Raw genomic sequence first — 13315 nt, 5'->3', positions numbered from 1 at the left:
CAGGGGGTCAGGGGGTCAGCACCAGCTTGCCGAACACCTGCCCGCGCTCCAGCTGCTCGAACGCCTCCCGGGCCTCCGCCAGCGGCCGCACCGAGTCGATCACCGGACGCACCCCGGAGTTCGCGCACAGCGCCAGCAGGCCGGCCAGCTCCTCCTTGGACCCCATGGTCGAACCGACCACCTTCAGCTCCAGGAAGAAGATCCGGTTCAGCTCGGCCGCCTTCGGGCTCGGCCCGCTGGTCGCCCCCGAGATCACGATGGTGCCGCCCGGACGCAACGACTTCACCGAGTGCGACCACGTCGCCGCGCCCACCGTCTCCATCACCGCGTCCACCCGCTCCGGCAGCCGGGCACCGCTCTCGAACGCGGCATCCGCGCCCAACTCGACCGCCCGGGCCCGCTTGGCCTCGTCCCGCCCGGTCACCCAGACCCGCAGCCCCGCCGCCTTCGCCAGCACCACCAACGCCGTCGACACCCCGCCACCGGCCCCCTGCACCAGCACCGTGTCACCCGGCTTCACGCCCGCGTTGGTGAACAGCATCCGGTACGCCGTCAGCCACGCCGTCGGCAGGCACGCCGCCTGCTCGAAGCTCAGCTCCTTCGGCTTCGGCAGCAGGTTCCACGTCGGCACCGCGACGCGCTGCGCGAACGTCCCCTGGTACCGCTCGGTGAGAATCGACCGCGGCTCGTCCGGCCCCACCCCGTGACCGCTCTGTCCGACCACCGAGTGGATCACCACCTCGTTGCCGTGCTCATCGACGCCCGAGGCGTCGCACCCCAGGATCATCGGCAGCCGCTCGGCCGGCAGCCCCACCCCCCGCAACGACCACAGGTCATGGTGGTTCAACGTGGCGGCCTTCACCGTCACCACGCTCCACCCCGGCCGCACCTCGGGCTCGGGCACCTCGCCCAGCTCCAGCGCGCTCAACGGGTCGTCAGGACTGATACGTGCGGCATAGGCAGCAAACATGCCCGGGACCATACAGGCCCAAAGGGTGCGAAACCAGGGTGAGCACCGCCAGGGGCGCGGGGAACTGCGCGGAGGGGAACGCACCACGTCCGCAAGATCGCGACGCAGGGCAATGGCTTGCACTTGATCGCGACCTTGCGGACGTGACGTGCGCTTGTCGCGCAGTTCCCCGCGCCCCTGATTTCGCGCCCATCCGCTCGCGCAGGTCTCCCCACGCCCTCGTGGTACTAGATGCGCGCGAGACCCTCCGCCTTCGCCGCCTCCGCGACCGCCCGGGTGACCGCCGGGGCGACCCGCTCGTCGAACGGGGACGGGATGACCTTCTGCGGGGTCAGCTCGTCGGCGACGACGCCCGCCAGGGCCTTCGCGGCGGCGAGCTTCATGCCCTCGGAGATCCGGCTGGCCCGGACCGACAGCGCGCCGGCGAAGATGCCGGGGAAGGCGAGCACGTTGTTGATCTGGTTCGGGAAGTCGGAGCGCCCGGTGGCGACGACCGCCGCGTAGCGGTGCGCGACCTCGGGGTGGATCTCCGGGGTGGGGTTGGCCATCGCGAAGATGAAGCAGCCGGGCGCCATGGTGGCGACGGCCTCCTCGGGGACGGTGCCGCCGGAGACGCCGATGAAGACGTCCGCGCCGTTCAGGGCGTCCACGAGGCTGCCCTTCAGGCCGGTGCGGTTGGTGAGCGCGGCGATCTCCGCCTTGGCGTCGGTCAGGTCGCCGCGGCCCTCGTGGACCACGCCGCGGCGGTCGCAGACGGCGACGTCGCCGATGCCGGCGGCGACCAGCATCTTGGCGATCGCGATGCCGGCGGCGCCGGCACCGGAGATGACGGCCCGCAGGTCGCCGATCTCGCGGCCGGTGACCTTGGCGGCGTTCCACAGGGCGGCGGTGCTGACGATCGCGGTGCCGTGCTGGTCGTCGTGGAAGACCGGGATGTCGAGCCGCTCCTGGAGCTGCTTCTCGATCTCGAAGCAGCGGGGGGCGGAGATGTCCTCCAGGTTGATGCCGCCGAAGGACGGGGCCATCCGGACCACGGTCTCGACGATCTCGTCGACCTCGGTGCAGGCGAGCGCGATCGGCACCGCGTCGACGCCGGCGAACTGCTTGAACAGGATGGCCTTGCCCTCCATGACGGGCAGCGAGGCCTCCGGGCCGATGTCGCCGAGGCCGAGCACCGCGGTGCCGTCGGTGACGACGGCGACGGTGTTGGCCTTCCAGGTGTAGTCGTTGACCAGCTCGGGCTTCTCCGCGATCGCGGTGCAGACGCGGGCGACGCCGGGGGTGTAGGCGAGGGACAGGTCGTCCGCGTCGCGCACCGGGACGGTGGCCCGGATCTCCATCTTGCCGCCGCGGTGCAGCGCGAAGACGGCGTCGACCGGGTCGGCCGTGCTCTGGGTATCGGTGATGATCTCCGCTGCCACAATGACCTCTTCGTCATATCAGCGAAGGCGCGCTTCCGACGGACTTCGACCCGTTCGCGCGCCGATGCGCGAAGACGGGCACGCCGTCGGTGGCGTACCCGTGGCCGGGTCGGGGCGCTGCCGTCGGGCGGGCGCCCTCGGGTGAGGGTTTTCGGTGTTCTGCGCTTTCGTCGGGACACCGGCTTCGCAACATGTACCGGGTCCGTCTTGTTCCGCGTGGCCCCCGATAGCGAGGGGTCCGCAGGCACTCGCAGGAGTGAACGCAGACACGCAAGGGAGCTGGTGCTTCGGATACGGAGCCGGTGACGGCTTCCGTTCCTGCGCACCCCCGGCCCTGTGGCGAACCGGCGGTCTGAGTTCTGCGTCGGGGGTCACCCGATAGCAGATTCTGACACACCCGCCACCGGGATCGTCCGGGTGGGATGGCAGTATCCGGAGTTCGACCACCGTTGTCCGGACGTTCCCACGCCTTTCCGCTCCGCGTCCGGAGGCCCGCCCGCGCCCGGTCGCGCACACCCGCGCACCGGCGCCGGCCCGCGCCACCTCTCCACAGGAGGATCCCTCATGTCGTTCGCCACCCACCCCTCCGCCCCCTCGGCGAGACCGCAGGAAGGACCGCATGCAAGACCGCGTGCAGGTCAGCGGCTCGGCCTCGCCGCGGTGGCCGGTTCACTGCTGCTGGCGGCCTGCACCAGCACGTCCTCCTCGGGGGATTCCGCGGCCCCCGACCTGCACGGGCAGCTGCCCGACCCGGTGCGCAGTGCGGGGGTGCTGCGGGTCGGCACCGACCTGGGCTACGCGCCGATCGGGTTCAAGAACGCCGAGGGCAAGCCGGACGGCCTGGACGTCGATCTGGCGAACGCGCTGGGCCGCGCGCTGGGCGTGCGGGTGGAGTTCAGCCAGACGCCGTTCGAGCGGCTGTTCCTGGGGTTGCAGGGCCGCGAGTTCGACGTGGTGATGTCGGGGATGACCGACAACCTGCAGCGCCGGGACGGCACCGACGCCAAGGGCATGAAGATGAACTCCGGTGTGGACTTCATCGACTACTTCGTCACCGGCACCTCGATCGTGGTGGCCAAGGGCAACCCGCAGAAGATCGCCACCCTGGACGACCTGTGCGGGCGAACGGTGGCTCTCCAGCGCAGCACTGTGCAGGCGGCGCTGGCCGAGCGTCAGGTCCCGGTGTGCGAGAAGACCCGCAAGAAGCTGACGGTGCAGCAGACCGACACCGACGACCAGGCGCTCGCGCTGGTGGCGCAGGGCAAGGCGGTCGCCGATCTGAGTGACACGCCCGCGGCGGCGTACGCGGCGCAGCAGGGGCGCGCGGGTGCGCAGTTCCAGGTGGTGGGCGAGCAGATGCAGCCGGGTCCGTACGGGATCGTGCTGTCCAAGGAGGACACCGCGCTGCGGGACACCTTGGCGAAGGCACTCGACCGGGTGATCCGCAGTGGTGAGTACGAAAAGATCCTTTCGAAGTGGGGTCTGACCGCGGGTGCGGCGCAGAACGCGGTGGTGAACGGCGGCTTCTAGGGCCGCGTGTGGGACGGGGCCCGGGGCCGGTGGCGGTCCTGGGCCCCGGCAGCCCATGGGTGCATACTTATGCACAATGTGACATGGCCAGGCGAATAGTCCGAATAGCGGACACATGGTGGTCCTGTTATCCGATTTTGATCTGATCCGGCGCCTGATCAGGCCTTCACGGTGGCAGGATTCCCACACATCGGATCCACGTGTCACCTCGGCGGAGGGTGGCGAGCACCGACCCCGCTGTATCCCCGCACCGTTCCCCCCAAGCGGCGCTGACCCCGTCCGACTCCCCAGGAGGATCCCCTCATGACCCGTACCCCGCGCACCCGGCTGATCGCCGCGGCCGCCGTCCTCGCCACCGGTTCCCTGCTCCTCACCGCCTGCGGGAGCACCACCAGCAACTCCGGCTCCGGCGGTGGCGCGGGCGCCGCGGCCATACCGACCCAGGTCATCCCGGCCGCCTCCGCCGACCCGGCGCTGGCCGCCCTCCTCCCGGCCGACGTCAAGGCCTCCGGCAAGCTCGTGATCGCCGCGGACGCCTCCTACGCGCCCAACGAGTTCAAGGACGACAAGGGCAACATCGTCGGCATGGACATCGACCTCGGGGTCGCCATCGCCCAGAAGCTCGGCCTGACCGCGGACGTCCAGAACGCCGAGTTCACCGCGATCATCCCGGGCATCTCCTCGAACAAGTACCAGCTCGGCATGAGCTCCTTCACCGACACGAAGGAGCGCGAGAAGACCGTCGACATGGTCACCTACTTCACCGCCGGCTCCGCCGCCGCCGTGAAGAAGGGCAACCCGAACAAGATCGACCCGAAGGACCTGTGCGGCAAGAAGGTCGCCGTGCAGACCGGCACCACCCAGGCCGACGAGGTCAAGGACACCCTGAACCCGGCGTGCGCCAAGGCCGGCAAGCCCGCCATCCCGAACGACGGCGACAAGTTCGTCCTCCAGACGGACGTCACCCAGTCCCTGATGGCCGGCCGCGACCAGGTCATGCTGGCCGACTCCCCGGTCGTCGACTACGCGCTGAAGCAGACCGGCGGCCAGCTGGAGAAGGTCGGCGACACCTACGACTCCGCGCCGTACGGCGTGATCGTCAACAAGGGCACCGAGCTGACCAAGGCCGTCCAGGGCGCGATCACCGCGCTCATCGCCGACGGCACCTACAAGGCCGTCCTCGACAAGTGGGGTGTCGCCGCCGGCGCCGTCACCACCTCCGAGATCAACGCCGCGAAGAGCTGACCCTCCGCCCGCCCGAACCCCTGACGAGGTACACGTGAACAAGACCGACCAGGGGTCGGTGACATCGGGACAGCACCAGGCCATCAAGGCCGTCCCGGTCCGCCACCCCGGACGCTGGGTCGGAGTAGCCGTCATCGCCGTTCTCGCGGCCATGCTGCTCCACGCCCTCCTCACCAACGAGGCGATCAAGTGGGACATCGTCCGCGCGACCCTCACTGATCCCACCGTCGTCCACGGCATCTGGGTGACCCTGGAGCTGACCGTCCTGTCCATGCTGATGGGCGTGGTCGGCGGTGTGCTGCTGGCCGTCATGCGGCTCTCCTCGAACCCGGTGCTCTCCGGGACCGCCTGGGTGTACATCTGGATCTTCCGCGGCACTCCGGTGCTGGTGCAGCTGGTGTTCTGGAACAGCATCGGCGCGCTCTGGCCGACGCTGTCGATCGGCATCCCGTTCGGCCCGTCGTTCTGGTCCGAGAGCTCCAACACCCTGATCCCGGTGTTCACCGCCGCGCTGCTCGGCCTCGGCCTGAACGAGGCCGCGTACATGGCGGAGATCGTCCGGGCCGGCATCCAGTCGGTGGACGAGGGACAGACCGAGGCGGCGCACGCGCTCGGCATGTCCAAGCTGGCCACCATGCGCCGGATCGTGCTGCCGCAGGCGATGCGGGTGATCATCCCGCCGACCGGCAACGAGACCATCTCGATGCTGAAGACCACCTCGCTGGTCCAGGTGATCGCGCTGGTCGAGCTGTTCACCGCCGGCCACGACATCTACGCCCGCACCTTCCAGACCATCCCGGTGCTGATCGCCGTCTCCATGTACTACCTGCTGATGACCTCGATCCTGACGGTCATCCAGTACTACATCGAGCGGCACTACGCCCGGGGCGCCAACCGGACGCTGCCGCCCACCCCGATCCAGCGCGTGCAGGCCATGTTCGCGGGCAAGTCCGCCCCGAAGGCCGTCCCCGCGGACACCGAGGTGCCGAGCGGAGGGAGCCACGCATGACCGACCTGACCAAGCCGCAGGCCACCGACCAGCCGATGGTCAAGGCCGAGGGCGTGCACAAGTCGTACGGCCAGGTCGAGGTGCTCAAGGGCATCGACCTGGAGGTGAAGCAGAACGAGGTGTTCTGCCTGGTCGGCCCGTCCGGCTCCGGCAAGTCCACCTTCCTGCGCTGCATCAACCACCTGGAGCAGATCAACGCCGGCCGGCTGTACGTCGACGGCGAACTGGTCGGCTACCGGCAGCGCGGCGACCGGCTGTACGAGCTGAAGGACCGCGAGGTCGCGCTGAAGCGCCAGGACATCGGCATGGTGTTCCAGCGGTTCAACCTGTTCCCGCACATGACCGCGCTGGAGAACGTCATAGAGGCGCCGGTGCAGGTCAAGAAGGAGAACCGGGCGGCCGCCAAGGAGCGGGCCATGGTCCTGCTGGAGCGGGTCGGGCTGGCCAGCAAGGCCGGCAACTACCCCACCCAGCTCTCCGGCGGTCAGCAGCAGCGGGTGGCGATCGCCCGGGCGCTGGCCATGCAGCCCAAGCTGATGCTGTTCGACGAGCCCACCTCGGCGCTCGACCCCGAACTGGTCGGCGAGGTGCTGGACGTCATGCGCGGCCTGGCCGAGGAGGGCATGACGATGATCGTGGTCACCCACGAGATGGGCTTCGCCCGCGAGGTCGGCGACGCCCTGGTGTTCATGGACGGCGGTGTGGTGGTCGAGTCCGGCCACCCGCGCGAGGTGCTCACCAACCCGCAGCACGAGCGCACCCGGGCGTTCCTGTCCAAGGTGCTCTGACCCCGCCGCACTCCCCCGGTGCCCGCCGCACGCCCCACATGCGGCGGGCACCGGCATGTCCGCCCACCGGCCTGTAATACCCTGGAGCCAGTAGACCCGTTACATCCCGCCTCGGAAGGACCCCCGTGGATCTCGCCTCGTACGCCGACTTCGCCGTCCGGCTGGTCAACAGCGAGGAGCCGGACCGCGGCACCGACGGCCTCACCTCGGTGGACGCCGTCCGGGCCCTGTTCGGCAGCACCTCCGCCCGGGCCTCCGCGCTCGCCGACGAGTCCGACCTCCCCAGGCTGCGCGGCGTCCGCACCCGGCTGCGCGGCGTCTTCGAGGCCGCCGCCGAGGGCGAGGACGTGCGCGCCGTCAACCTGCTGAACAGCCTGATGGTGGAGTACCCCGTCAGCCCGCTGGTCTCCGGCCACGACGACCTGGACGACACCGGCCGCCCCAACTGGCACCTGCACCTGGCCGACAACGCGCCCACCGCGGCCGCCAACTACGCCGCCGTCGCCTGCATGGGGCTGGCCATCCACCTCACCGAGCTCGGCGTCGACCGGCTCGGCATCTGCCAGGCCTCGCCCTGCCGCAACGCCTACCTGGACACCTCCACCAACCGCTCCCGCCGCTACTGCTCGGACCGCTGCGCCACCCGCGCCAACGTGGCCGCCTACCGGGCCCGCAAGCGCCAGGAGGCGCAGCGCGCACTGGCCGCCGCCCAAGCCTGAGACAACATCAGAGCTCCGTCTCCACCGGCGCGCTGACGCCCAGCCGCTCGGCCAGCCACGCCGGGCGGCCGCGCAGCGCGCGCTCCAGGCCGCGGCCCGGCGCCAGCCAGGCCGGCCGGGGCGCCAGCCGCAGCAGCACCCGGCCGAGCACCAACTCGTCCGGCACCGCGCCGTATTCGCGGCTGTCGGTGTGCACCAGCGGGTTGTCGGAGAGCATCCACCAGCCGCCCGGCCGGCGGCCCGCGGCCCGCTTCACCACCAGCAGATTCTGCTGCAGTGGGTGCCTGAACAGCGCGATCGCGCCCGGCCGCAGCGGGGCGCCGTAGCGCACCAGCACCCGGTCCCCGTCGGACAGCAGCCGGCGCATCGACGGTCCGGCGATGTCGGCCACGCCGAACGGTGTCCCATATCGCACGATTTATGACTCCTTCTTTTGCCCTAGGCCCCCGGGGCGACGGCGAATTCGGCTCGCCGTGAGGGTAATGTCGGGCCCGGGAAGACGATCTAAGGAAGGACCCCCATGTTCTCTCGTCTGTTTGCTCCGCGGGTCACCGCCCACGCGCACTGTGACCTGCCCTGCGGCGTGTACGACCCCGCCCAGGCCCGCATCGAGGCCGAGTCGGTGAAGGCCACTCAGGAGAAGTACCAGGCCAACGAGGACGCCGAGTTCCGCGCTCGTGCGATCGTCATCAAGGAGGAGCGCGCCGAGCTGGTCAAGCACCACCTCTCGGTGCTGCACACCGACTACTTCAAGGCCCCGCACTTCGAGGCCTACCCGGGCCTGCACGACCTGTTCAACCGTGCCGGCAAGGCCGCTTCGGCCGCCAAGGCGTCCACCGACCCGGCGACCGGCCAGGCCCTGCTGGACCTGATCGCCGAGATCGACGGGATCTTCTGGGAGACCAAGAAGGCCTGACGCCACGCCAGTTGCGTCTGCCGGAACCCGGCCGCCACCGCCCCCGCCCCGGGGCCCCGGCGGTCGGGTTCCGCATTTCCGGGCCCCGGCCCTGTCCCGGCCCGGCCCCGGCCCGGCCCGGGGTTTTCCCAGGTTCCTCCCGGGCATACAGCAATTTCCCGGCCTCTGGGGCTTTCCGGAAGGAGGGGGGAGATGAGTACGCTCGATCGTATGATCCGCACCGCGACTCCCGCCGACGTTCCCGTCATCCACGCCATGATCCGCGAGCTCGCCGACTACGAGAAGGCCCTGCACGAGGCCCGGGCCACCGAGGAGCAGCTGCACGACGCGCTGTTCGGCGAGCACCCCGCCCTGTTCGGCCTGATCGCCGAGGACGAGTCGGGCGTGCCGGCCGGTTTCGCGCTGTGGTTCCGCAACTTCTCGACCTGGCGCGGCACTCATGGCATTTATCTGGAAGACCTGTACGTCTCCCCCGACAAGCGCGGTGGGGGCCACGGCAAGGCGCTGCTCACCGAATTGGCCCGGATCTGCGTGGAGCGCGGCTATCACCGGCTGGAGTGGTCGGTGCTGGACTGGAACGAGCCGTCGATCGGCTTCTACAAGTCGCTGGGCGCCGTCCCGATGGACGAGTGGACGGTCTTCCGGCTCACCGACGACGCGCTCACCGAGCTGGGTTCCACGCCCCGCTGAGGGCAGCGCATTTCGAACACCGGTCCCTCGTTCCCGTGACGGTGGACGGAGATCACGACAGACCGGCCCCGGGCGCGGTAACGTCTCGGGGCACAAGGCAGTTGAACCGATGCCAATGGTGGTGCCGGGGCCTCCGGCCCCCCAAGCACCGAGCGCCACCCAGGAGGTGAGGGTGTCCCAGATCGACAGCGAGCCCGGAGTGAAGGACTTCGTTGAGGTCCGCCTGCCTGCGGCGGGCGCCTACCTCTCGGTGCTGCGGACGGCCACGGCCGGCCTCGCGGCACGGCTGGACTTCACCCTGGACGAGATCGAGGATCTCCGCATCGCAGTGGACGAGGCCTGCGCGATCCTGCTCCAACAGGCCGTTCCGGGCTCGATCCTGAGCTGCGAGTTCCGCCTGGTCGGGGACGCGTTGCGGGTCACCGTCTCCGCCCCGACCACCGACGGGCGGGCCCCGGAACGGGACACCTTCGCCTGGACGGTGCTCTCCGCACTGGCCGGCGAGGTGGACTCCACGGTGGCCGCGGACAACACCGTCTCCATCAGCCTGCACAAGAAGCGCGGCGGGTCGCCGGGCCAGCCGTAGGTAGTGACGTGTTCTCGGAACGGAACGGGTGATCGCCGTGAGTGATCTGGACCGCACAGTTGCCGTCGTACCTCCGCAGGCCAGCGTTGCCCGCACCGCCACCCCTGACGAAGCCCTCCCGAAGGACCCCAGCCGGATGAGCCAGCCGACCGACCCGAAGCCCGAGCGGCCCGCGGCCGAGCCCGAGGAGGGCGGCCCGGCGGCCGCCGCCGAGGCCGTCCGCTCGACCGTCCCGGCACAGGGGCACCGCAGCGGCGCGCCCGACCGCGAGGCGGCCCGGGCCCTGTTCGTGCGGCTGTCCGAGCTGCCGGAGGGGTCGGCGGAGCGGGTGGAGATCCGCAACCAGCTGGTCCGGATGCACATCCCGCTGGTCGAGCACCTGGCCCGCCGGTTCCGCAATCGCGGCGAGCCGCTGGACGACCTGACCCAGGTCGCCACCATCGGCCTGATCAAGTCGGTGGACCGCTTCGACCACGAGCGCGGCGTCGAGTTCTCCACCTACGCGACGCCCACCATCGTCGGCGAGATCAAGCGCCACTTCCGCGACAAGGGCTGGGCGGTGCGGGTGCCGCGCCGGCTGCAGGAGCTGCGGCTGTCGCTGACCACGGCGACCAGCGAGCTGTCCCAGCGGCACGGCCGCTCCCCCACGGTGCACGAGCTGGCCGAACACCTGGGCATCTCCGAGGAGGACGTGCTGGAGGGCCTGGAGTCCGCCAACGCGTACTCCACGCTGTCCCTGGACGTGCCGGACAGCGACGACGAGTCGCCGGCCGTCGCGGACACCCTGGGCGCCACGGACGAGGCCCTGGAGGGCGTCGAGTACCGCGAGTCGCTGAAGCCGCTGCTGGCCCAACTCCCGCCCCGGGAGCAGAAGATCCTGGTGCTGCGGTTCTTCCGGAACATGACGCAGTCGCAGATCGCGGCCGAGGTCGGCATCTCCCAGATGCACGTCTCCCGGCTGCTGGCTCGCACCCTGGCGCAGCTGCGCGAAAAGCTGCTGGTCGAGGAGTAACCACCCCTCGCACGTACGCCGCAGGGCCCGTCCCCGATCCCGGGGGCGGGCCCTGCGGCGTGCGTAGGGGGCGGCTACTGCTCGCCGTAGAGCACCGCGGTGACCCGCGGGTTGAGCAGCGCGACGATGCCGGCCAGGCCGATCACCGCGACCGCGGCGCCGACGGCGACCATGCCGCCGCCGGACTGCCACATGTAGTACGCGACCGGCAGGCAGATCGAGTTGGTGAGCACGGCGGGGCTGCGGCCCCACTTCTGCCCGCGCAGCAGCGCGCGGCCGGCCAGCAGCGGCAGCAGGCCCATCAGCACGAGCACGGCGCCGCCCATCTCGGCGCGGCCGAAGGCGGCGTCCGAGCCGAGGAAGCCGGAGATCAGGTCGTAGATTCCCCAACCCGCCATCGCCGCGCCCTCCAGCGCGGTGATGCCCGCGCCGACGAGCAGCGGGACGGGCCGGTCGGGGGCGGTGGTGGTGGCGGGAGCGGATTCAGCGGTCACCGGGCCAGGGTAACGGTCGTCTTACGTCGGACGGGTCGTAGGCTGATCGCCATGCGCGCTCTCCTGGTCGTGAACCCGAAGGCGACCACCACCAGTGGCCGGACCCGGGACGTCCTGATCCATGCCCTGCGCAGCGATCTGAAGCTGGATGTCGCGGAGACCCAGTACCGGGGGCACGCGGGCGATCTGGCCCGGCACGCGGCCGAGGACGGCTCGGTGGACCTGGTGGTGGCGCTGGGCGGCGACGGCACGGTGAACGAGGTCGTGAACGGCCTGCTGGCGCACGGTCCGGGCGAGCGGGTGCCGCGGCTGGCGGTGGTGCCGGGCGGGTCGACCAATGTGTTCGCCCGCGCGCTGGGGCTCCCCAACGATCCGGTGGAGGCCACCGGCGCACTCCTGGACGCGTTGGAGCACCGGCGGGAGCGCGCGATCGGTCTGGGCAAGGCGCTGAGCGCCGGCGAGCCGGACCGCTGGTTCACCTTCACCGCCGGACTGGGGTTCGACGCGGGCGTGGTCGGCCGGGTGGAGCGTCAGCGCCGCGCGGGGCGCAAATCCACTCACGCGCTCTATGTCATGGAGGCGCTGCGGCACTACGTGACCGAGCGTGAGCGCCGCCGTTCGGGCCCGATCTCCCTGGAGATCAACGGCCGGGAACCGGTGCCGGGCATGGTGATGGCCATAGTCTCCAACACCTCTCCGTGGACCTATCTGGGCTCCCGTCCGGTCTTTCCGTCCCCCTCGGCATCGTTCGAAACCGATCTGGACATCTTCGGCATCACTCGAATGACGGCGTTCCGCACCGCCCGGACGGTCCGTCAGATCCTGCGCCCGCAGCCCTCGGCAGAGGACGGCGCACGCCCTGCCGGCCCGACCGGAAAGCATCTCGTCTCCTATCACGACGTCAGACACTTCACCTTGGTTTCACAGGAACCGGTGCCGTTTCAGGTCGACGGGGACCACCTTGGAGACAGGAGTCGCGTCAGTTTCACAGGCGTACGACGGGCACTGCGTGTGATTGTGTGACCAGAAGGGGGTCTTCACCTTGCACTCGAACGTTCGAGCCCCTTCACCCCATAGAAGTACCGCCTGTGAGGTAGGCGACACCGAAGAATCAAAAATTTCTTGCCGAAGGGGGTTGTATCCGGCTTCGAGGTTTGCGAACCTCTACATGGCGATCGGGACACACCGCAGACGACATCGCGGCAGAGTCCCTCGAATCGCCGAACCCCTTCCAGCAAAGACCTCCCGGGCCCGGTGGGCCTTTGGTCCCTTTTGCTGTTACGGGATTCGTGAAAGCGTTCACATTCACAAGCCATACGAGTGAGTCGCGGGCACCGTCCGTGACCGGAGGAGTTGGACGACCATGGACTGGCGCCACCGCGCTGTCTGCCGCGAAGAGGACCCGGAGCTGTTCTTCCCGATCGGGAACACCGGTCCTGCTCTGCTGCAGATCGAGGAAGCCAAGGCCGTGTGCCGCCGTTGCCCCGTCATGGAGCAGTGCCTGCAGTGGGCGCTCGAGACCGGCCAGGACGCCGGCGTCTGGGGCGGCATGAGCGAGGACGAGCGTCGCGCGATGAAGCGCCGCGCCGCCCGCAACCGCGCCCGCACCGCCTGACGCAGCATCAGAAGCAGTACGGATCAACCCACGATCAAGGGTTCGGCCGCATTTGGCCGGCCGAGCCTTCCCGCACGGGCCCCGCTCCAACTGCGGGGCCGACGACGCGAGCCGCCCAGGCACTTGATACTGTTCACTTAGAGCAATATCGTGGACCTGTGGCGCTCACCGTGTGCAACACACGAGGCGAGCGTCGCGCCACCCCAGAGCCCCCGTTCCGGCCGACTCCCCCCGACGGCCGGACCGGGTTGAGAGGCCCTGCCGACCCACCCCCCCCGGTCGGCAGGGCCTCGTTTCTGTCTCCCCGGGCTGTTCCCGTT

General features: G+C 70.1%; 15 protein-coding genes. 11 read left to right on the top strand and 4 right to left on the bottom strand.

Going from position 1 to position 13315, the window contains the following annotated elements:
• Positions 1-7: 7 nt before the first annotated feature.
• The gene (locus ACGFWJ_RS18385) at positions 8-970 is read right to left on the bottom strand and encodes a zinc-binding dehydrogenase (RefSeq protein ID WP_392950621.1); all 963 of its coding nucleotides are present in this window, start codon (positions 968-970) and stop codon (positions 8-10) included.
• 227 nt (positions 971-1197) lie between these two features.
• Positions 1198-2391, bottom strand: coding sequence for an NADP-dependent malic enzyme (locus tag ACGFWJ_RS18380; RefSeq protein WP_392950618.1), 1194 nt, complete (start codon positions 2389-2391; stop codon positions 1198-1200).
• 564 nt (positions 2392-2955) lie between these two features.
• On the opposite strand from ACGFWJ_RS18380, the gene ACGFWJ_RS18375 reads away from it, so the two are divergent.
• The 5 genes from ACGFWJ_RS18375 (at position 2956) to ACGFWJ_RS18355 (ending at position 7682) form a co-directional block, all read left to right on the top strand.
• The gene (locus tag ACGFWJ_RS18375) at positions 2956-3921 is read left to right on the top strand and encodes an ABC transporter substrate-binding protein (protein ID WP_392950616.1); all 966 of its coding nucleotides are present in this window, start codon (positions 2956-2958) and stop codon (positions 3919-3921) included.
• Between the two features lie 303 nt (positions 3922-4224).
• Positions 4225-5166 (top strand): ABC transporter substrate-binding protein, encoded by a 942-nt coding sequence (locus ACGFWJ_RS18370; RefSeq protein WP_387637399.1) that lies wholly within the window; start codon positions 4225-4227, stop codon positions 5164-5166.
• A 34-nt stretch (positions 5167-5200) separates the two neighbouring features.
• Positions 5201-6175 (top strand): amino acid ABC transporter permease, encoded by a 975-nt coding sequence (locus ACGFWJ_RS18365; RefSeq protein ID WP_392950613.1) that lies wholly within the window; start codon positions 5201-5203, stop codon positions 6173-6175.
• A gap of 35 nt (positions 6176-6210) precedes the next feature.
• Positions 6211-6963 carry an amino acid ABC transporter ATP-binding protein gene (locus ACGFWJ_RS18360; RefSeq protein WP_387865668.1) on the top strand — a complete coding sequence of 251 codons (753 nt, stop codon included), beginning with the start codon at positions 6211-6213 and terminating at the stop codon, positions 6961-6963.
• Between the two features lie 125 nt (positions 6964-7088).
• Positions 7089-7682 (top strand): CGNR zinc finger domain-containing protein, encoded by a 594-nt coding sequence (locus ACGFWJ_RS18355; RefSeq protein ID WP_392950611.1) that lies wholly within the window; start codon positions 7089-7091, stop codon positions 7680-7682.
• Between the two features lie 7 nt (positions 7683-7689).
• Here ACGFWJ_RS18355 and sodX read toward each other — a convergent pair whose 3' ends face one another.
• Positions 7690-8097 carry a nickel-type superoxide dismutase maturation protease gene (gene sodX / locus ACGFWJ_RS18350; RefSeq protein WP_392950608.1) on the bottom strand — a complete coding sequence of 136 codons (408 nt, stop codon included), beginning with the start codon at positions 8095-8097 and terminating at the stop codon, positions 7690-7692.
• 105 nt (positions 8098-8202) lie between these two features.
• On the opposite strand from sodX, the gene sodN reads away from it, so the two are divergent.
• The 4 genes from sodN (at position 8203) to ACGFWJ_RS18330 (ending at position 10886) form a co-directional block, all read left to right on the top strand.
• Positions 8203-8598 (top strand): superoxide dismutase, Ni, encoded by a 396-nt coding sequence (gene sodN, locus ACGFWJ_RS18345; RefSeq protein WP_073814350.1) that lies wholly within the window; start codon positions 8203-8205, stop codon positions 8596-8598.
• A gap of 210 nt (positions 8599-8808) precedes the next feature.
• Entirely contained in the window at positions 8809-9288 is a 480-nt protein-coding gene (locus ACGFWJ_RS18340) for a GNAT family N-acetyltransferase (RefSeq protein WP_387638852.1), read from the top strand.
• A 172-nt stretch (positions 9289-9460) separates the two neighbouring features.
• Complete coding sequence (locus ACGFWJ_RS18335; protein ID WP_387637409.1) at positions 9461-9874, top strand: anti-sigma regulatory factor; 414 nt, start codon at positions 9461-9463, stop codon at positions 9872-9874.
• Between the two features lie 37 nt (positions 9875-9911).
• Positions 9912-10886: an RNA polymerase sigma factor SigF gene (locus ACGFWJ_RS18330; protein ID WP_387637411.1), complete on the top strand. Its 975-nt coding sequence runs from the start codon at positions 9912-9914 to the stop codon at positions 10884-10886.
• Positions 10887-10960: 74 nt separating this feature from the next.
• Here ACGFWJ_RS18330 and ACGFWJ_RS18325 read toward each other — a convergent pair whose 3' ends face one another.
• Positions 10961-11380, bottom strand: coding sequence for a hypothetical protein (locus ACGFWJ_RS18325; RefSeq protein ID WP_387865531.1), 420 nt, complete (start codon positions 11378-11380; stop codon positions 10961-10963).
• Positions 11381-11431: 51 nt separating this feature from the next.
• On the opposite strand from ACGFWJ_RS18325, the gene ACGFWJ_RS18320 reads away from it, so the two are divergent.
• Together ACGFWJ_RS18320 and ACGFWJ_RS18315 are read left to right on the top strand one after the other, a co-directional pair.
• Positions 11432-12403 carry a diacylglycerol/lipid kinase family protein gene (locus tag ACGFWJ_RS18320; protein WP_392950603.1) on the top strand — a complete coding sequence of 324 codons (972 nt, stop codon included), beginning with the start codon at positions 11432-11434 and terminating at the stop codon, positions 12401-12403.
• A gap of 340 nt (positions 12404-12743) precedes the next feature.
• Positions 12744-12995: a WhiB family transcriptional regulator gene (locus tag ACGFWJ_RS18315; RefSeq protein WP_014138019.1), complete on the top strand. Its 252-nt coding sequence runs from the start codon at positions 12744-12746 to the stop codon at positions 12993-12995.
• The last annotated feature ends 320 nt before the right edge of the window (positions 12996-13315 follow it).

Source organism: Kitasatospora sp. NPDC048407 (assembly GCF_043200475.1).
GTDB lineage: Bacteria > Actinomycetota > Actinomycetes > Streptomycetales > Streptomycetaceae > Kitasatospora.
Note: the sequence above shows the minus strand (reverse complement) of the source record. Positions and strands in the feature narration are given on the sequence as shown.